Below are 17433 nucleotides of genomic sequence, written 5' to 3' on the forward strand. Positions count from 1 at the left end.
GCCGCGCACCCCGTCACTCGTGCGCGATGGCCGCCAGCACGTTCATCCGCGACGCCCGCAAGGCCGGCAGCAGGGCCGCCACGATGCCCACCACCGCCGAGCCGATCACCACCGCGACGATCGTGGTCCACGGCACCGCGAGCGCCTTCATGCCCTGGAGCGCCAGGACCTGTTGCGCGCACACGCCCCAGACCAGGCCCAGCCCGAGGCCCAGCACCGCGCCGAACACCGCGATCACCACCGACTCCAGCCGGATCATGCGCCGGAGTTGCCGCCGGCCGAGTCCGATCGCGCGGAGCAGGCCGATCTCGCGGGTGCGCTCGACGACCGACAGGGCAAGGGTGTTGACCACCCCGAGCACCGCGATGACGATCGCCAGGCCGAGCAGCGCGTACACCAGATACAGGAGTACGGCGATCTGATCGTGGACCAGCTTCTTGTAGTCGGCCTGGTCGCGGACCTGGACCTGCGGATACGGCTTCAGCGTCGTCTCGAGGGACTTGCGGAGCTGGTCGGCCCCGGTGCCGGACGCGGCGTTCACGTACAGCGAGGAGTCCTGGCCGTTCGGGACGTACTTCTCGACCGTGGCGATCCCGAAGAACAGCCCGCCCTGCGTTCCGAAACCGCCCGAGGAACCCTGATCGCTCAGGGCGCCCACCGTCAGCTTCGTGGTCCGTCCGCCCGGGAACTCGACGGGGAGCACGCTGCCGATCCGTACGCCGTGCTTCTTCGCGAAGTCGACCTCCATGGCGAGGTGTCCGGCGGCGAGTGCCGAACTCGTGCCGCCCTGCGCGTACTTGATGTGGGCGACGTCGTCGAGCGGGGTGTCGTAACCGGCCGCCGTCGTCTCCACCCGTCTGCCGTCCGGCAGGTGGACCGCGAGGGGTGCGAAGCGGGCCCGTACGACGAGACCGACGCCCTCGGTGGCGCGCACCCGGTCCGTGACCTCCTTGGAGAACGGCAGGAAGTTGCCGTTCTGGATCACGAAGTCGGCGCCGAGGGTCTTGTCGATCTGCTGGTCGAAGGACTTGGACATGGAGGCGCTCGCCACCGACATTCCGCCGACCAGGGCGAGCCCCACCATCAGGGCCGCCGCCGTGGCACCCGTACGGCGCGGGTTGCGCAGGGCGTTGCGCTGGCTCATCCGGCCGACCGAGCCGAACAGGGCGGGGAACGCGCCGCCCAGCACCCGGATCATCGGGCGGACCAGGAGCGGGCCCGCGATCACGGTCGCGATCAGGGTCAGGACGATGCCGAGACCCAGGAGGGAGGAGGACGAGGCCGTACTCGTCGCGGCGGCGCAGCCCGCGAGCGCGGCCGCACCGATCACCCCGACGACCGTGCCCACGATCGCCCGCACCTTCAACGGCCGTCCCACGCCCGCCACTTCGGCGTCCGCGAGCGCCGCCATCGGCGAGACACCGGCCGCGCGGCGGGCCGGGAGATACGCGGCGACGAAGGTGACACCGACGCCAACCACATAGGAGGCGACGGGAGTTGGCCAACCGACCACCATCTCCGTGGTCTTGAGGTTCATCCCGAACGCGGTCATCAACTTGATCAGCCCCGCCGCGAGCCCGATTCCCGCCGCAAGGCCCAGAGTCGAACCGATCAGGCCGAGCAGCAGTGCCTCGGTGAGCACCGACCGCCGGACCTGCTTGCGGTCGGCGCCGAGGGCACGCAACAGGCCCAGCTCGCGGGTGCGTTGGGCGATCAGCATCGAGAACGTGTTGACGATCAGGAAGATCCCGACGAGGACCGCGATGCCGGCGAAGCCCAGCATCACGTACTTGATGACGTCGAGGAAGCCGCCCAGATCGGCCGCTGCCGACTTCGCCTGCTCACTCGCCGTCTTGATGTCGTAGATACCGGACGCGTCGATCGCTGCCGTCACCCGCTGCTTGAGTACGGCGTCGTCGACCCCCTTCACCGCGTCCACCGAGATGCTCGTGGCACGGTCGGACGCGCCCAGGAGCTGGGACTTCGCGGTCGCGGGGTCCAGGAAGACCAGGGCGGCACCGGGGTTGGTGGTGGTGAAGGTCGCGATGCCGACGATCTTGACGTGGAAGGTGCCCGGCTGCGCCTGGACCGTCAGGGTGTCGCCGATCTTCACGTGCTTGTCGTCGGCGGTGTCCGCGTCGAGGAGTGCCTGGTCGGCGCCCTGCGGGGCGTGGCCCGAGGTCAGTTTCACCGGGCTGCGGTCGGTGAGGTGCCAGTCGGTGGCGATGGTGGGGGCGCCGGTGGTCGGGCCGACGGACTTGTTCCGGCTGTCGACGACCACGATGTTCTCGACGGACACGTCGGCGTGGGTCGCCGCGACCCCGGGCACCTTCGCCGCCTGCGCCGCGAGCGAGGCGGGCACGGTCTCGGTCGCGCCGGTGGGCACCGAGGACTTGAGGTCCTGCTTCGGCTCGACGGTCACATCGGCGGACGTGGAGGCGAAGAGCCGGTCGAAGGTACGGGTCACCGTGTCGGAGAAGATCAGGCTGCCGGCCACGAACGCCACCGACAGCACGACCGCGAGCGCCGAGAGCAGCAGCCGCCCCTTGTGCGCGAGGAAACTCCGGAGGGTCGCCTTCAGCACGGGCTCAGTCCTTGTCGAGGGTCACGTCGGGCGCGTCCTCCGAGGAACCGGGCCCCGGGCGGATACCGGGTCCTGAACCGGGACCAGGATCGGGTCCCTCGAACTGGCCTCTCGCCAGATCGAACCGCTTCATCCGCTCCAGCACCCCCTCCGCCGTGGGCCGCTCCATCTCGTCCACGATTCGGCCGTCGCCGAGGAAGAGCACCAGGTCGGAGTGGGCGGCGGCGCCCGGGTCGTGGGTGACCATGACCACGGTCTGGCCGAGTTCGTCCACCGCGTCACGCAGGAAGCCGAGCACTTCGAGGCCCGCGCGTGAGTCGAGGTTGCCGGTCGGCTCGTCGGCGAAGATCAGCTCGGGGCGGGAGGCGAGCGCCCGCGCGCAGGCCACGCGCTGCTGCTGGCCGCCGGACAGCTGGGCCGGCCGGTGCTTGAGCCGGTCACGCAGCCCGAGGGTGTCGATGACCTGGTCCACCCACTTCTGGTCCGGCTTCTTGCCGGCGATGTCCATCGGCAGGGTGATGTTCTCGGCCGCGTTCAGGGTCGGGATGAGGTTGAACGACTGGAACATGAACCCGATCCGGTCGCGGCGCAGCCGGGTCAGCTCGCGGTCCTTCAGCCCGGTGATCTCCGTGTCGCCGAGCCAGACCTGTCCGGCCGAGACGGTGTCGAGCCCCGCCAGGCAGTGCATCAGCGTGGACTTCCCGGACCCCGATGGGCCCATCACCGCGGTGAAACGGCCGCGCGCGATCTCCACGTCCACCGAGTCCAGCGCGAGCACGGTCGTCTCGCCCGAGCCGTACGCCTTGGTCAGACCGTGGGCGCGGGCCGCGTTCGGGCCGGCGGGGGCCTGACCCGGGGCGTGCTCCGCAGCAGGTGTGGACAAGGCCGCCCCCTCGTGTGTGGACGTGCCCGACTCCCTGGTCCCGGCCGAGCCTAGTGTGACGCGCCGCACACCCGATATCCCCCGTGCGACCGATGCGGTCTCCACCCCAGGTCGGGCCCCCGACACCGGTGTAAGGGGCACTCTCCACCCACCTTCCCCGGGTGGGCCGAGCCCTTGCCGGTGCTAGCGATTCGGCGCTAGCGTCTAGGTATGGCGAAGACCCAGCTGAACGTACGCGTGGACGAGGGCACCGCCCGCGCGGCGCGTGAACGTGCCCTGGCGCGCGGCATGAGCGTCAACCGGTACATAGAGGAACTGGTCCGACAGGACACCGGCGAGGTCGGCCACACGTTCGTGGAGGCCGCGGCCGATTTCATGAAGCAGTACGAGTCCGTCTTCGCCGACGAGTTCGGCGCCGACGGGGAGCGCCCGCGCGAAGGTCGCCGCTGATCCGTTGAGCAATCTCAGGATCGACCTCGCCTGGCTGCTGATGCTCGCCGAACAGAAGACACCGGGTGACCCCGAGGTCACCGACTGGGGCGCGCTCGTCGCCGCCGTGGCGCGCCACCAGGCCGAGATATTCGACGTCCCCGTCTACGACAGCCCGCACGCACGCGCCGCCGCCCTCCTGCAACTCCTCATCCACGTCCCGGCGTTGGCGCGCTCGAACGCCCTCTTCGCCTCCGCCGTCGCGTACGCCTACCTCGTCGCCTCCGGCCTGAAGGTCGTCACCTCGCCCGAACAGGTCCGTGAACTGGCCCGGTTGGTCAAGAGCGGCGAGGCGTCGGTCGACGAGATCGCGCGCGAGCTGCGCCAGTGGAGCCTGTGATCAGTCGGCCGCCTCGGGGCGCCATGCGGTGCCCAGGACGCAGTACGAGGTCGGCAGCGTCGGACCCTTCTCCGGGATCAACACCCTGCGGTACGGCCCGAGTTCGAACCCCGCGTCGCGCAGCGCGGCGACCGGGTCGCGGGCCAGATGGCAGCCGCCGTTCAGCGGTGGCCACAGCGTGCGGTCCAGGGCGCGCTGGGTGAACGCCATCGCCGGTCCGCCGCCCCGGCCGTGCTCGAAGAACCGCACGACCCCACCGGGGCGCAGCACCCGCCGTACCTCCGCGAGGGCGCGCGGCACGTCGCGCACGCTGCACAGCACCAGCGACAGCACGACCGCGTCGTAGGCCTCGCTCTTGACGGGGAGCTTCTCGGCCGCGCCCGGCACCACGTCGACGGGGACCTCGGAGCGGAGCGCGGACTCGACGGCGAGCCGGCGCAGGTTCCGTTCGGGCTCGATCGCGACGACCTCCGAGACGGTGCCCGGATAGTGCGCGAAGTTCAGGCCGTTCCCGGCGCCGATCTCGATCACCCGCCCGGAGAGCCCGGCGAGCAGCCGGTCCCGCATCCCGGCCAGCCCGAGCCGCGACTCGGCGCTCACGCTGAAACGGGCGTAGTAACGGGCGAACAGCGGGTGGTGGACGGCGTCGCGCGGCACCGTGCCGGAGCCTGCGGACCGTAGCGGCATGGCGACCTCCCGGACCGGACCGGGCCGAAACCGGTCCCTACCGGGATTGTCCCCCCTGCCGCCCTTGACCACCCCCGCTGCCGCCGGGGGAAGGGGCCGGGATCGGAGGATCGGGGCCCGGATCCCGGATCAGGAGATGAAGTTCCGGACCTGCTCGTAGACGCCGTGGTCGTTGTTCATGTCGGTGTGCGAGATGCACCCGACGTCCACGTTGGTCGCGCCGCTCAGCTCGGCCGAGGTGTCCGGGTCGATCGCCGCGTCGCAGTCCGACCAGTAGGCCGCGTACGACACGCTGCCGGGCGTCTCGTCACCGGAGTTGAGCGCCGTGAGGAACGAACTCCCCGTCTGCATCTCCTTGCAGGACGTGTACAGCCAGCCGCAGAGCGAGGCGATGCTCGTCCCGTGGTTCACCCCGGCGACCGACACGAAGTCGTCGACGTACGAGGTCCCGCCCAGGTTCTTGAGGTAGTAGCGGCTGTTGAGCGCGCCCATGGAGTGGACCACCAGGTCGACCTTCGAGGCGCCGGTCCTGGCGAGGACGGACTGGATGTACGTCGACAGCGTCGAAGCAGTCGTGACGTTCGACTTCGTCCAGTCGTAGGAGATCGCGTACAGCTCGGAGGACGAGTAACCGTCCGCCTCGAAGTCCGCGATCCAGTCGTCCCAGGTGGTGGAGTCGCTGCTCAGACCGTGGACGAACACGATCGGGTTGTGGCTCGCCGCGTGAGCGGGCGTCGAGGCCAGGGAGAGTGACAGAAGGAGCGAGGTGGTCACGGCCGACAGGGCCGTGGCGATGCGACGCTTGTGGCGCTGCATGATGCCTCCTGATACGGGTGGGGTTGTCAGGAGTGTCAGCGCCGTTCTACGCGCGCCGCATCGGTGAAATCGCCGGTCTTTACGGGTGAATTAACTCGCCAGTAACGTCAGTTGTGTGCTGACTCCGGTGAACCCCACTTCCCCAGACCGCACTTCGCCACCGCGCCGCACCGACACAGGGCGGCCCCTCGACCCCCCGCTCCCCGAAGGGGTCCGTATCCGAGTACAGCGCGCGGTCTACGGCGATCCGCGCGCCGTCGCCGAACTCCTCCCGCGGCTGACCCCACGCCAGACCGCGGGCCTCGACCCCCTGCCGACCGAACCCGCTTCCCTGGCACCGGAGTTGCTGGCCCGGCGCCGCCGGGAGATCCGTGCGTTGCCCGACGACACCCGGCTGCTTCTGCTGCTCGCGGCGGCGGACCAGTACCCGGTCGCCACCCACGCGTTCCTCCGGGCCGTCGCCGCCGGGCGGCTCGACACCAGGTGTCTGGACGCCGCCGAGACGGCCGGGATCGCTCAAGGGACGGCCGGTGGCGTGGTGTTCCGCGACGCGTGGACGCGGATCGCCGCGTACGAGACCGGGTCGGCGGCCGACCGTAGGGACGTACACCGGTTGCTGACACGGGTGTTGCGCGCGGACGGGGAGACCCCGCGACGTTCCTGGCACCGGGGCGCGGGCGCGCTCGGCCCCAGCGTCCGGCTCACCGCGGAACTCCGCACAGCCGCCCACCGCGCACGCGCCGCCGGCGAACACACCCTCGCCCGCGCCCTCGTCGAACGCGCCGCCACCCTCACCCGAGACCCCCACGAACACGCCCGCCTCCTCAACCGCGCCGCCGCCGACGCCTGGCAGTCCGGCGAGGGCGACCGCGCCCGAAGACTCGCGGCCGCGACGGACAGCGACGCGCTGAACGGGGTGTTCGCGTTGCGGTCGGGGAACGCGGCGGAGGCGTTCGACGCGTTGGTGACGGCGGTGATGCGGCGTGAACTGGCGCAATCCGACGCCGACTTGAGACCGACGTCCCCGGTGACAGAGGTACCCCGCCTGACCGCCACCCCCCGAACTCCCGCCCCCGACCTCGCCGTTCACCTCCTCGCCCGCGCCACCGAAGCCGCCGTCTACACCGGGGACCTGAGACGGTGCCGGGAGGCGGCGGCTGTCGCCGCTCGGGTGGGGATCGTGCCGCACGGCACGCTCGGGGGACTGGCCGCCGCGTGCGAGGGGCGGTACGAGGACGCGCGGGATCTGCTCAAGGCCGCCGCCGGCCGGTGCGGGCCCGGGGGTGACCCCACCCTCCTCATCCACGCCGGGATCGCCGCGCTGATGCTCGGCGACCACACCCGTGCCACCACCGCGACCGTGCGCGCGGCGGCCTCGGCGCGGGCGCGGGGTACGACCGTGATCGTGGCGCAGGCGATGGAGTTCCGGGCGTACGCCGAGTTCTGGACCGGGCGTCCACGGGCCGCCGAGACGGCCGCGGCGGACGCCCTGTGGCAGGCCCACGCCACCGGCCAGGACAACGGCGCCTGCCATCTGCAGGCCGCGCTCGCCATGTTCGCCGCGCTCACCGGCGACGCGGACGTGTGCCGCGAACGGGCCGCCGCCGCCCGCGCGTTCGCCCTGGGACGGGGGCTCGGGCTGCCCGCAGCCCTCGCCCAGTGGGCCCTCGCCTATCTCGACCTGAGCAGCGGCCGGTTCGCCGCCGCCGCGGCCCGGCTGCGCGCGCTCGCCGGGTTCGGGCCGGGCCACGGCCACCGGGCGATACGGCACTTGGCCACCCCGCACTACGTCGAGGCCGCCGCCCGCAGCGGCGACACCCGGATCGCCCGGGTCGCGCACGCCGACTACGACCGCTGGGCACGCGCCGTCCGCAGCCCCGACGACCTCGCCCTGAGCGCCCGTTGCCGCGCCCTGCTCGTACCCGGCGCCGAAGCCGTCGAGCACTACCGCATCGCCCTCGACCTGCACGCACGCGGCACCCGTGACTTCGAACGGGCCCGCACCGAGCTGCTGTTGGGCGGTGCGCTGCGCCGACTGCGCCGACGGACCGAGGCCCGCGACCGCCTGCACACCTCGCTGGAGGCCTTCGAGTCCTTCGGCGCCCCGCACTGCGCCGCCCAGGCCCGCGCCGAACTCCGCGCCCTGGGCACACCGGTGGCCGCGACCGCCCTGCCCGCATCCGGGGACCTCGCCCCGACCACCCGCCTGACCGCCCAGCAACTGATGGTCGCCCGCATGGCAGCCGAGGGCGCCACCAACCGGGAGATCGCCGTCCGCCTCGCCCTCAGCCCGCGCACGATCGACCACCATCTGCGCGGTGTCTTCAGCCGGTTGGGCATCCGCTCGCGTATCGAACTGGTGCGGCTGCTGGCCGAAGGGGAGGCCTCCTAGACGGCCGGGGTCGGGTCGGCGCTCCAGGACGGCGGTGCCTCCCGGTCCCCGAACCCGTCCGCATCCCACGTCCCGTCGAGTAGTGGCGCCAGCCAACTCGGCGCCGCCGCACGGAAGTCGGCCGGGGTCAGAGTCCCCGCCCCCTCCGGCAGCGCCCCGAGCAGCGGCGCCCCCGACACCTCAGGCAGGTCCGCCACATTGCAACGGGACGCCAGGTCAGGTCTGTCGGGCCAGCTGCCGATCACCACGCCCAGCAGGTCGAGCCCCCGGGTGCGGAGTTCACGGGCCGTCAGTTCCGTCGTGTTCAGGGTGCCCAGGCCCGCCGACGCCACCACCAGGACCGGGGCGTCCAGCAGCCGCGCCGCGTCCGCCAGCGTGCCGCCCTCCGCGTCGAACCGTACGAGCAGCCCGCCCGCGCCCTCGACCAGCACCAGATCGTGCTCGGTGGCCAACTTCTGGGCGGCCTCGGCGATTTCGTGCGGGCGTACCGGCGCGAGGCCGGCCCTGCGCGCCGCCGTGCCGGGGGCCAACGGCTCGGGATACCGGGCGAGTTCGGCCGCCGTCGCCACGCCCGCGAGCCGCGCGACCTCGTCGGCGTCCCCGCGCTCGTCCGGCCGTACACCCGTCTGGGCGGCCTTCAGGACGGCCACCGTGCGGCCGGACGCGAGCGCCGCCGCGGCGACCGCGGCCGTGGTGATCGTCTTGCCGACCTCCGTGCCCGTCCCTGTGATCACCAGTACCGGCATGTCATCCCTCCCGTGCCGCCGCGCACACCGCGCGGGTGATCCGCGCGAGGTCGGCGTCGCCCGTGACGTACGGCGGCATCGTGTAGACGAGGTCGCGGAACGGCCGCAGCCACACGCCCTCGCGGACGGCCGCGTCCGTCGCGGCCTCCATGTCGACGGCGTGGTCGAGCTGGACCACGCCGATGGCGCCGAGGACGCGGACGTCCTGGACGCCGGGGATCTCCCGCGCCGGTTCGAGCCCCTCTCGCAGGCCCGACTCGATGCGCTTGACCTCCGCCAACCAGTCCTGGTTCAGGAGGAGTTCGAGCGAGGCGCAGGCCACGGCCGCCGCGAGCGGATTGCCCATGAAGGTCGGGCCGTGGGCCAGGACCGGTACGTCGCCCCGCGAGATGCCCTCGGCCACGCGTGACGTGCACAGCGTCGCCGCCATCGTCATGTAGCCGCCGGTCAGCGCCTTGCCCACGCACATCACGTCCGGCGTCACCGCCGCGTGCTCCGCCGCGAACAGCGCGCCCGTGCGGCCGAAACCCGTCGCGATCTCGTCGAACACCAGCAGCACGTCATGCGCGTCGCACGCCTCGCGCAGCACCCGCAGATACGCGGGGGAGTGGAACCGCATCCCGCCCGCGCCCTGCACCACCGGCTCCACGATCACGGCGGCCAGTTCGTGCGCGTGCCGCCCGATCAGCTCGCGCACATGGTCGGCGTACGACTCCTCGTACTCGGCCGGTGGCGCGTCCGCGAACACCTGGCTCGGGAGCACCCCCGACCACAGCTCGTGCATCCCGCCCTCGGGGTCGCACACCGACATCGGCTGCCAGGTGTCGCCGTGGTAGCCGCCGCGCCAGGTCAGCAGGCGCTGCTTGGCCGGGCGGCCGAGCGAGCGCCAGTACTGCAGGCACATCTTCACCGCGACCTCGACCGACACGGAACCCGAGTCGGCGAGGAAGACGTGCTCCAGGCCGTCCGGAGACATGTCGACAAGGAGCTTCGCCAGCCGTACGGCGGGCTCGTGGGTGAGCCCGCCGAACATCACATGACTCATCCGGCCGAGCTGCTCGCGCGCGGCTTCGTTGAGCACGGGGTGGTTGTAGCCGTGGATCGCCGACCACCAGGACGACATCCCGTCGACCAACTCGCCCCCGCCGCCCGCCAGTCGGAGCCGCACCCCGCTCGCCGACTCCACGACGAGCGGTTCCTGCCGGCCCGGCATCGGACCGTAGGGATGCCAGACGTGCCGCCGGTCCAGCTCCAGCAGCTCCGGGACGGGCAGACGGCCGATCGGGTCAGGCATTGGGCGCGATGTCCGTTCCGGCACCTCGACGGCGTACGGAGACCAGGTCGCGGCGCAGCTCGTCGACCTGCGGCGCGGGGGCGGCCGCAGCAGCGGCAGCGGGAGCGGAACCGCAGACTCCGGCGCCCTCGTGCCCGCCGCAGCCGGCACCTTCGTGCGATCCGCAGCCGGCGCCCTCGTGAGACCCGCAGCCGCCCGCCGTCGCCCGGTGCTGCGGCAGGGTCACCTCGCCCGCGCCCTCCACCTCGAAGCCCGCGTCCGCGATCATCTCCAGGTCGGCGTGGCCGGCCTGGCCCTCGCTGGTGAGGTAGTCGCCGAGGAAGATCGAGTTGGCGAGGTTCAGGGCGAGGGGCTGCATCGTGCGCAGGTGGACCTCACGGCCGCCCGCGATGCGGACCTCGACGTCCGGGCAGACGAAGCGGACCATCGCGAGGATGCGCAGACAGCGCTGCGGGGTGAGGTGCCAGTCGGCCTCGAGCGGGGTGCCCTCCATCGGGATCAGGAAGTTCACCGGCACCGAGTCGGGGTCCAGGTCGCGGAGGGAGAAGACGACGTCGACCAGGTCCTCGTCCGTCTCGCCCATGCCGGCGATGAGGCCGGAGCAGGCGGACAGGCCCGCCGCGTGCGCCTTCTGCACGGTGTCGACGCGGTCGGCGTACGTGTGGGTGGTGGTGATGTCCCCGTACGTCGACTCGGACGTGTTGAGGTTGTGGTTGTAGGCGTCCGCGCCGGCCTCGCGCAGCCGGTCGGCCTGGCCGTCGGAGAGCAGACCGAGACAGGCGCACACCTCGACGCCCTCGTTCTGGTCCTTGATCGCCTTGATGGTGCCCGCGACCCGGTCCACGTCCCGGTCGGTCGGACCCCGGCCGGAGGCCACCAGGCAGACCCGCTTGGCGCCACCCGCCACACCGGCCGCCGCCGCCTTCGAGGCGTCGTCGGGTTTCAGCCAGGTGTACTTCAGGATGTCGGCCTTCGAGCCGAGCCGCTGCGAGCAGTACGAGCAGTCCTCGGGGCACAGGCCGGACTTGAGGTTGACGAGATAGTTGAGCTTCACCCGTCGGCCGAACCAGTGCCGGCGCACCTTTCCGGCCGCGGCCACGACATCCAGCAGGTCGTCGTCCGAGGTGGAGAGGACGGCGAGAGCTTCCGCGCGGGTCGGCAGCTCGCGCCGAAGCCCCTTGTCCACGAGCGTGTTCAGCAGGTCCATGAGGCCCGATCCTGTCCTACGGGACCGCCCGCGGCCAAGGAGAGAATGCACAAGACATGGAGCTGGGGGTGTGGGTATCACCACACCATGGGCGGCCGGTCGTCCGATTAGTGTCTGTGCACTGCCTACAAAAGCCCCGGAGGAACCATGGCGTTCGGCTGGATCGACGAGCAGGCGGAGCAGCGCCGCCGCGCCGGGCTCGTACGGACCCTGCGGCCCCGTCCCGCCGACTCACCGCTCCTCGATCTCGCGAGCAACGACTACCTGGGCCTGGCCCATCACCCCGAGGTCGTCGAGGGGGCCGCCGACGCGGCGCGGACCTGGGGAGGCGGGTCGACCGGGTCGCGGCTCGTCACCGGGACGACCGAACTGCATGCTCAACTGGAGCGAGAACTGGCCGAGTTCACCGGCTTCGAGGCAGCCCTCGTCTTCTCCTCCGGCTACGCGGCCAACCTCGCCGCGGTCACCACGCTCGCGCCGCACGGCTCGCTGATCGTCTCCGACGCGGGCAACCACGCCTCCCTCATCGACGGCTGCCGGCTGGCGCGGGGCGCCACCCAGGTCGTAGGCCACGCCGATCCGGACGGGGTGTGCAAGGCGCTGCGGACGCACGACGGGCAGGCCGTCGTCGTGTCCGACTCGGTGTTCTCCGTGGACGGCGACGCGGCACCGGTGGGCGCGTTCGCCGAGGTGTGCCGGGAGTTCGGCGCGGGGCTGCTGCTCGACGACGCGCACGGGCTCGGGGTACTGGGCGACGGCGGGCGCGGGGCGCCGTACGCGGCGGGGCTCGCGGGCGACGAGGACGTGGTCGTGACGGTCACGCTGTCCAAGTCGCTGGGGAGCCAGGGCGGTGCCGTGCTCGGGCCGGCGCGGGTCATCGACCATCTGGTCAACGCGGCGCGGACGTTCATCTTCGACACAGGGCTCGCGCCCGCCGCGGCCGGTGCGGCACTCGCGGCGCTCACCCTGCTGCGGCGCGAGCCCGAGCGGGCTGCCCGGGCGCGCGCCGTGGCGGGTGATCTGCACACGCGGCTGACCGCGGCGGGTCTGGAAGCGGTACGTCCGGACGCCGCCGTGGTCTCGGTGCGTGCGCCGTCCCCGGAGGCGGCCGTGCAGTGGGCGGCCGACTGCCGTACGGCAGGGCTGGCCGTGGGCTGCTTCCGTCCTCCTTCCGTGCCCGACGGCATCTCACGGCTCAGGCTGACCGCCCGAGCGGACCTCTCCGGGGCCGAGATCGAACGCGCTGTACGTGTGATCGGCGAGACGCGACCATGAGTCGGCGTGACACGGCCGTGCGTCGCTGACGGGCGGACAGATCAGTGGAACGCGGTGAGGAACCCCGTCCAGCTCTCGGGGGAGAACAGCAGGGCGGGTCCTTGCGGGTCCTTCGAGTCGCGTACGGCGAGCAGCCCCGCGCGGGGGCCTGAGCGCGGACGAGCCGCCTCGACGCAGTTGTTCGCTCCCGTGCTGTAGCTGCTGCGCAGCCACCGCACACCGGACAGTTCAGAACTGGAAGGTACGTTCCGAGGCAGTGCAGACATGGTGCCTCCTTACGCGCCGTCACCTATCCCGGCGATGTAATCCGACGAATCCTCGGGCGAAAGGGCGTGGAACTGAAGGGTGCTGAAGGCCTCGCTGTAGGCCTCTAGGTCTTCTTTCCGTTCGAGGTAGAGGCTACTCGTCAAGTGGTCGAGAACAACCACGTCCAGATCAGAAGTGCTCGGAAAGGAGAAAATAACGAAAGGCCCGGTGATGCCGATGTGCGCCCCAGCGGCGAACGGCAGTACCTGGAGCCGGACTTGGGGCAGCCGTGCCGCCTCCACCAGCCGGTCCAGCTGACGGGCCATCACACCGGGACCGCCCACCTCGCGGCGCAGCACCGCCTCGTCGAGGACCACGCTCAGCGCCAGCGGCGGATCGGCGCGCAGCACGTCCTGCCTGGCCATCCGCACCTGCACCAGCGCGTCGAGCCGCTCGGGCCCGTCGTTGTCGGGGCCTCCCACGGCCGCCCGGGTCACCGCCCGTGCGTACTCCGGCGTCTGCAGCAGACCGGGGACCACCGAGGTCTCCAGGGTGCGGAGCGTGCTGGCCTGTGACTCCAGACTGATGAAGTCCCGGTAGGCGGGCGGGAGTACACCGCGATAGGCGTGCCACCAGTGGTGCCGGCCGCCGACGTCGTCGGAGCCCGCGAGCACCAGGAGCATGTCCCGAAGTTGTGGGTCACCGACCTGATAGGCGTCCAGAAGTAACCGGACGTCAGGTGGTTTCACGCCACTCGCCCCGGTCTCGATCCGGCTCACCTTCGACTGGTGCCAGCCCACGAGCCGGGCCGCCTCTCCGCTGGTGAGCCCCGCCTCCGCACGCAACGCGCGGAGTTCGGCGCCCAGTTTCCGGCGGCGCACCGCGGGACCGTACTGCATGGGTTTCTCCTTACTCCTTCCGAGCCGCCCAAATACGGTCTGAGGTCGCAGAGTTCACCGCTTCGAGCGACAGATATATGCATATCTTGGTGGATCGGCACCGTTACCGCCGAGCTAATGGCAGTCTGGCGAAGAAGCACCAGTCCGGGACCGTACTCGAACCATCCGCGCCGTGACGGACACCGGTCCCGCGGGAAAGGGACGACCGCGCCATGGCAGACCATCTGGAAGCATCCGTCACTCTGCCGAGCGATCCGGCCTCGGTGTCCGCCGCCCGCACCTATGTCGTCGGAACCCTGGTCGAATGGGGCCTCCCGGCGGACACGGAGGCCGCCGACACCATCCGTCTCATCGTGTCGGAACTCGCCACCAACGCCGTACAGCACACCTTCGGCCAGTCACCCACCTTCACGGTGGACATCGAGCTGGAGCGTGACGAACACCTGCGCATCGGGGTCACCGACAGCCACCCCCGCTTCCCCAAACGCCTGCCGGCCGCCGTCCAGCAGGACAACGGCCGGGGCATGGTGATCATCCGCTGGCTGACCGCGGAGTGCGGCGGCAAACTCAGGGTCCGGCCCACCCGCGAGGGCGGCAAGACCGTCTCCGTCGAGGTGCCCTGGACCGTCCCGGCCCGGCCGGTGACCGCCGCGGGCCAGCAGGAGCCGTAGAACGGCTTCCTGAAGGGCCTCCGGACACCCGAGGGGGTGGCGGCCCGTCAGGTGGCCGCCACCCCCTCGGGAGATTCAGCGCGGGTCAGCTGACCCGGCCGTACCAGACGCTCTTGGTCCAGATCTTCTGCAGCCGCACCACGTCCCCGGTCTTCGGGGCGTGCCAGATCTTTCCCTTCCCGGCGTAGATGCCGACGTGGTAGACGCTGGAGCCCGAGTGGAAGAACACGAGATCCCCGGCCTTGCGGCTCTTGGCCGAGATGTGGTGGGTCTTGTTGTACTGCTGGGCAGCCGTACGAGGCAGCTTCTTGCCCGCCTTCTTGTACGAGTACAACGTGAGCCCGGAGCAGTCGAAGCGGCCCGGTCCGGTGGCCCCGTACCTGTACGGAGCGCCCTTCTTGGACGCCGCGACCTGGAGTGCCTTCGTCGCGGGTGTCGCGGCCGCGGCGTCGGATGCGACGCCCGGTATCACGACGGAGCCGCCCACGGCGGCGATGGCGAAGGCCGAGGCCGTACCGGCCCTGACCATCAGCGACGGGACACGATTGAGCGCAGTCATGCGCAACCCTTCGTCAGCCGCCTGTGAAGGATGACCTGTCGGATTCGGGCTGGCGAAGTTGCCCGGCCGCTGACGCGGCTTCACCCCAAGGGCTGCTCGACCCGGTCATGGCGTGACCGTCCCGGCGACCCGTCGTGCTTGGGTCCTCCACTCCTGCCGATGCAATCCTGTCGACCTGTCATCCGGGTGGCGGCAGGACTCGGCGTCCGCCCGGATCGCCCCGCCGCTGCGGCGGGGTCTTGTCGTCAGACAGGGATCTTCACCTATGCATGTCCGAAAATCCCAACGGAACCGGGGATTTGTGGGGTTACTCACCACTCACCCGTTCGGGTGGACACCCCCGTGTTCGAGCGGGTGTCGACGCGGGTGCACCCCTCGGACCAGCACCGGAACACCTCAGGAGCCCTCCGGACTACGCGTGTTGCGCAACCCGGGACGCCTCGCGGACGGAGGAACGACTACGCCGATCGGGGGTACGCCGTTCGGCTCGTTTCGCCTCCGCCCGGGACGGCTCCCGGTCCCTCAACTGTCGGAGGGCGCGGGGATGGTGACCCGCGCCGTGCGGCGCTCCCCGTCCAGCACGCGCAGCGCACGCGCCAGGGTGGGGGCGTGCAGCTCGGTCTCGCCCCGCTGGTGCATCAGCGCCAGCGCGTCCCGCAGCTCGGCGGCCTTCGCCACGAGCGCCTGAGCGGCCCTCAGACCACGGTACGTGTCACCGTCGTGCGCCGGGTTGATACGGCCCAGCAGGTCGGCCACATCCAGATAACGGTCGATCAACTCGCCCTCGGCGCGCGTCAGTGCGGGCAACGGCGGCAGTTCCGGCGGCAGCATCGTCGGCTCACTCCCCGCCCGGCTCGGCGAGCGAGGTCTTGCGGGTCGTCACGATCCGGTCCACCAGCCCGTATTCCAGGGCCTGTTGGGCATCCAGGATGCGGTCGCGCTCGATGTCCGCGCTCACCTGCTCCACCGTCCGGCCCGTGTGCAGGGCGAGCAGGGACTCGAGTTGGGACCGGGTGCGCGCCAACTCCTCGGCCTGGATGGCGAGATCACTCGCCTGACCCTGGATCGGCTCCGGCAGCGAGGGCTGGTGGATCACCACTCGCGCACCCGCCAGCGCCGACCGCTTGCCCGGCGTGCCCGCCGCCAGCAGCACCGCAGCGGACGAGCCGGCCTGCCCCAGGCAGACCGTCTCCACGTCACAGCTGACGAACCGCAAGGTGTCGTAGATCGCGGACATCGCGGTGAACGATCCGCCGGGCGAGTTGATGTACAGCGAGATGTCCCGGTCGGGCGCCTGGTACTCGAGGCGCATGAACTGGGCCATCACGTCGTTCGCCGAGATGTCGTCGATCGGTGTCCCGAGGAAGACGATCCGCTCCTCCAGCAGCTTCGAGTACGGGTCGAGGGTCCGGTGGCCCGAGCTGGTGCGCTCCGTGAACTCGGGCAGGACATGGCGGGCGGACGGTCGGGTCATGGCGTGACCTCTCTCTGGCGGGCGCACTCCCTGGCGGGCTCTGTACAAAATGTACAGGACGTATGGAACGTATGATGGGCCCATGGCCTACGAGATTCCGGTGACGCAAGCCAGGGCTGAACTCGCCGACCTGATCAACCGGGTGGTGTACGGCGGCGAGCGCGTCGTCGTGACACGGCACGGGAAGCCGCTCGTCGCCCTCGTCTCCGCCGCCGACCTGGAACGACTCGACGAACTCGACCGGGCCGGCGAGGAGCGCGTGATCAGCGCCGTCTCCGCCGTGCGCGAGGTCGCGTCCGCTCCCCGCGAACACCAGCGGTTCGGCATCGCGGCCGAACACCGGGGGCCGAATCCCTCGTAGCGGCAGGTCGCGCGCGGGGGCGTGCCCGAGGCGGTGTACACGCCCGCTCTACGGGCGTAGATCTCATTGTCCTGATCACAGCTCGGTTAACTTGCTTGAAACCCGGTCCAACTAGCCTGCCGATCCACGCCACCAGGGACGTTGCCCGGGGCTGCGGCAACCGGACCCCGCACGGTCCGGAGCGAGGACTGTGAGGTGGGAGCGTGCAACTGACCCCGCACGAGCAAGAGAGGCTGCTGATCCATGTGGCGGCCGACGTGGCCGAGAAGCGCCGGGCCCGCGGTGTGAAGCTGAACCACCCCGAGGCGGTCGCCCTCATCACGTCGCACATCCTCGAAGGCGCCCGTGACGGCCGCACCGTCGCCGAACTGATGGCCTCCGGACGCAAGTTGCTCACCAGGGACGACGTCATGGTGGGCATCCCCGAGATGATCCACGACGTACAGGTCGAGGCGACCTTCCCGGACGGCACCAAGCTCGTCACCGTCCACGACCCGATCGTGTAGGAGG

Annotated in this window: 19 protein-coding genes and 1 riboswitch; of the genes, 7 read left to right on the top strand and 12 right to left on the bottom strand. The window is 71.1% G+C overall.

The window, feature by feature from the left end:
- Positions 1 to 13 precede the first annotated feature (13 nt).
- Both OHT77_RS37915 and OHT77_RS37920 read right to left on the bottom strand, forming a co-directional pair.
- Complete coding sequence (locus OHT77_RS37915; protein ID WP_328832871.1) at positions 14 to 2584, bottom strand: ABC transporter permease; 2571 nt, start codon at positions 2582 to 2584, stop codon at positions 14 to 16.
- Between the two features lie 4 nt (positions 2585 to 2588).
- The gene (locus OHT77_RS37920; RefSeq protein WP_328832872.1) at positions 2589 to 3467 is read right to left on the bottom strand and encodes an ABC transporter ATP-binding protein; all 879 of its coding nucleotides are present in this window, start codon (positions 3465 to 3467) and stop codon (positions 2589 to 2591) included.
- Positions 3468 to 3677: 210 nt separating this feature from the next.
- Between OHT77_RS37920 and OHT77_RS37925 the strand changes: the two genes are divergently transcribed.
- Both OHT77_RS37925 and OHT77_RS37930 read left to right on the top strand, forming a co-directional pair.
- Positions 3678 to 3917 carry a toxin-antitoxin system HicB family antitoxin gene (locus OHT77_RS37925; protein ID WP_328832873.1) on the top strand — a complete coding sequence of 80 codons (240 nt, stop codon included), beginning with the start codon at positions 3678 to 3680 and terminating at the stop codon, positions 3915 to 3917.
- Positions 3918 to 3921: 4 nt separating this feature from the next.
- Complete coding sequence (locus OHT77_RS37930; RefSeq protein WP_328832874.1) at positions 3922 to 4296, top strand: fic family toxin-antitoxin system, toxin component; 375 nt, start codon at positions 3922 to 3924, stop codon at positions 4294 to 4296.
- Here OHT77_RS37930 and OHT77_RS37935 read toward each other — a convergent pair whose 3' ends face one another.
- Positions 4297 to 4983, bottom strand: coding sequence for a class I SAM-dependent methyltransferase (locus tag OHT77_RS37935; RefSeq protein ID WP_328832875.1), 687 nt, complete (start codon positions 4981 to 4983; stop codon positions 4297 to 4299).
- A gap of 129 nt (positions 4984 to 5112) precedes the next feature.
- Positions 5113 to 5799, bottom strand: coding sequence for an esterase/lipase family protein (locus OHT77_RS37940; protein WP_328832876.1), 687 nt, complete (start codon positions 5797 to 5799; stop codon positions 5113 to 5115).
- 115 nt (positions 5800 to 5914) lie between these two features.
- Between OHT77_RS37940 and OHT77_RS37945 the strand changes: the two genes are divergently transcribed.
- A complete protein-coding gene (locus OHT77_RS37945) occupies positions 5915 to 8191 on the top strand; it encodes a helix-turn-helix transcriptional regulator (RefSeq protein ID WP_328832877.1) in 2277 nt (758 codons plus the stop codon).
- Here the strand turns inward: OHT77_RS37945 and bioD are convergent.
- From bioD to bioB, 3 genes are read right to left on the bottom strand one after another with little or no spacing between them, the layout of a single operon-like run.
- A complete protein-coding gene (gene bioD / locus OHT77_RS37950; RefSeq protein ID WP_328832878.1) occupies positions 8188 to 8937 on the bottom strand; it encodes a dethiobiotin synthase in 750 nt (249 codons plus the stop codon). The two genes, OHT77_RS37945 and bioD, sit on opposite strands and share 4 nt — an antisense overlap.
- A 1-nt stretch (position 8938) precedes the next feature.
- Positions 8939 to 10231: an adenosylmethionine--8-amino-7-oxononanoate transaminase gene (locus tag OHT77_RS37955; protein WP_328832879.1), complete on the bottom strand. Its 1293-nt coding sequence runs from the start codon at positions 10229 to 10231 to the stop codon at positions 8939 to 8941.
- On the bottom strand, positions 10224 to 11438 hold the full coding sequence (gene bioB / locus OHT77_RS37960; RefSeq protein ID WP_328832880.1) for a biotin synthase BioB: 1215 nt from the start codon (positions 11436 to 11438) through the stop codon (positions 10224 to 10226). The genes OHT77_RS37955 and bioB overlap by 8 nt, the downstream gene beginning before the upstream one ends.
- Before the next feature lie 147 nt (positions 11439 to 11585).
- Between bioB and OHT77_RS37965 the strand changes: the two genes are divergently transcribed.
- Complete coding sequence (locus OHT77_RS37965) at positions 11586 to 12713, top strand: 8-amino-7-oxononanoate synthase (protein ID WP_328832881.1); 1128 nt, start codon at positions 11586 to 11588, stop codon at positions 12711 to 12713.
- A gap of 41 nt (positions 12714 to 12754) precedes the next feature.
- Here the strand turns inward: OHT77_RS37965 and OHT77_RS37970 are convergent, their stop codons facing one another.
- On the bottom strand, positions 12755 to 12979 hold the full coding sequence (locus OHT77_RS37970; RefSeq protein ID WP_328832882.1) for a DUF397 domain-containing protein: 225 nt from the start codon (positions 12977 to 12979) through the stop codon (positions 12755 to 12757).
- Between the two features lie 9 nt (positions 12980 to 12988).
- On the bottom strand, positions 12989 to 13858 hold the full coding sequence (locus OHT77_RS37975; RefSeq protein ID WP_328832883.1) for a helix-turn-helix domain-containing protein: 870 nt from the start codon (positions 13856 to 13858) through the stop codon (positions 12989 to 12991).
- A 212-nt stretch (positions 13859 to 14070) separates the two neighbouring features.
- Between OHT77_RS37975 and OHT77_RS37980 the strand changes: the two genes are divergently transcribed.
- A complete protein-coding gene (locus OHT77_RS37980) occupies positions 14071 to 14529 on the top strand; it encodes an ATP-binding protein (RefSeq protein WP_328832884.1) in 459 nt (152 codons plus the stop codon).
- An 85-nt stretch (positions 14530 to 14614) separates the two neighbouring features.
- Here OHT77_RS37980 and OHT77_RS37985 read toward each other — a convergent pair whose 3' ends face one another.
- From OHT77_RS37985 to OHT77_RS37995, 3 genes are all read right to left on the bottom strand, one after another.
- Positions 14615 to 15088 (bottom strand): C40 family peptidase, encoded by a 474-nt coding sequence (locus tag OHT77_RS37985; RefSeq protein ID WP_033278230.1) that lies wholly within the window; start codon positions 15086 to 15088, stop codon positions 14615 to 14617.
- A 3-nt stretch (positions 15089 to 15091) separates the two neighbouring features.
- Positions 15092 to 15271: riboswitch (cyclic di-AMP (ydaO/yuaA leader) on the bottom strand.
- A 339-nt stretch (positions 15272 to 15610) separates the two neighbouring features.
- Positions 15611 to 15919, bottom strand: coding sequence for a hypothetical protein (locus OHT77_RS37990; protein WP_266766684.1), 309 nt, complete (start codon positions 15917 to 15919; stop codon positions 15611 to 15613).
- Positions 15920 to 15926: 7 nt separating this feature from the next.
- The gene (locus OHT77_RS37995; RefSeq protein WP_328832885.1) at positions 15927 to 16562 is read right to left on the bottom strand and encodes an ATP-dependent Clp protease proteolytic subunit; all 636 of its coding nucleotides are present in this window, start codon (positions 16560 to 16562) and stop codon (positions 15927 to 15929) included.
- 82 nt (positions 16563 to 16644) lie between these two features.
- Between OHT77_RS37995 and OHT77_RS38000 the strand changes: the two genes are divergently transcribed.
- Together OHT77_RS38000 and OHT77_RS38005 are read left to right on the top strand one after the other, a co-directional pair.
- Positions 16645 to 16923, top strand: coding sequence for a type II toxin-antitoxin system Phd/YefM family antitoxin (locus tag OHT77_RS38000; protein WP_266766682.1), 279 nt, complete (start codon positions 16645 to 16647; stop codon positions 16921 to 16923).
- Positions 16924 to 17126: 203 nt separating this feature from the next.
- Entirely contained in the window at positions 17127 to 17429 is a 303-nt protein-coding gene (locus tag OHT77_RS38005; protein WP_266766681.1) for an urease subunit gamma, read from the top strand.
- Positions 17430 to 17433 lie beyond the last annotated feature (4 nt).

The organism is Streptomyces sp. NBC_00252 (assembly GCF_036187565.1).
Lineage (GTDB): Bacteria > Actinomycetota > Actinomycetes > Streptomycetales > Streptomycetaceae > Streptomyces.

Bases quoted from the DNA above. Each gene is read 5' to 3' on its own strand.
- OHT77_RS37925 (WP_328832873.1), top strand. From the start codon at position 3,678: ATGGCGAAGACCCAGCTGAACGTACGCGTGGACGAGGGCACCGCCCGC.
- OHT77_RS37935 (WP_328832875.1), bottom strand. From the start codon at position 4,983: ATGCCGCTACGGTCCGCAGGCTCCGGCACGGTGCCGCGCGACGCCGTC.
- OHT77_RS37940 (WP_328832876.1), bottom strand. From the start codon at position 5,799: ATGCAGCGCCACAAGCGTCGCATCGCCACGGCCCTGTCGGCCGTGACC.
- bioD (WP_328832878.1), bottom strand. From the start codon at position 8,937: ATGCCGGTACTGGTGATCACAGGGACGGGCACGGAGGTCGGCAAGACG.
- OHT77_RS37955 (WP_328832879.1), bottom strand. From the start codon at position 10,231: ATGCCTGACCCGATCGGCCGTCTGCCCGTCCCGGAGCTGCTGGAGCTG.
- bioB (WP_328832880.1), bottom strand. From the start codon at position 11,438: ATGGACCTGCTGAACACGCTCGTGGACAAGGGGCTTCGGCGCGAGCTG.
- OHT77_RS37965 (WP_328832881.1), top strand. From the start codon at position 11,586: ATGGCGTTCGGCTGGATCGACGAGCAGGCGGAGCAGCGCCGCCGCGCC.
- OHT77_RS37970 (WP_328832882.1), bottom strand. From the start codon at position 12,979: ATGTCTGCACTGCCTCGGAACGTACCTTCCAGTTCTGAACTGTCCGGT.
- OHT77_RS37975 (WP_328832883.1), bottom strand. From the start codon at position 13,858: ATGCAGTACGGTCCCGCGGTGCGCCGCCGGAAACTGGGCGCCGAACTC.
- OHT77_RS37980 (WP_328832884.1), top strand. From the start codon at position 14,071: ATGGCAGACCATCTGGAAGCATCCGTCACTCTGCCGAGCGATCCGGCC.
- OHT77_RS37985 (WP_033278230.1), bottom strand. From the start codon at position 15,088: ATGACTGCGCTCAATCGTGTCCCGTCGCTGATGGTCAGGGCCGGTACG.
- OHT77_RS37990 (WP_266766684.1), bottom strand. From the start codon at position 15,919: ATGCTGCCGCCGGAACTGCCGCCGTTGCCCGCACTGACGCGCGCCGAG.
- OHT77_RS37995 (WP_328832885.1), bottom strand. From the start codon at position 16,562: ATGACCCGACCGTCCGCCCGCCATGTCCTGCCCGAGTTCACGGAGCGC.
- OHT77_RS38000 (WP_266766682.1), top strand. From the start codon at position 16,645: ATGGCCTACGAGATTCCGGTGACGCAAGCCAGGGCTGAACTCGCCGAC.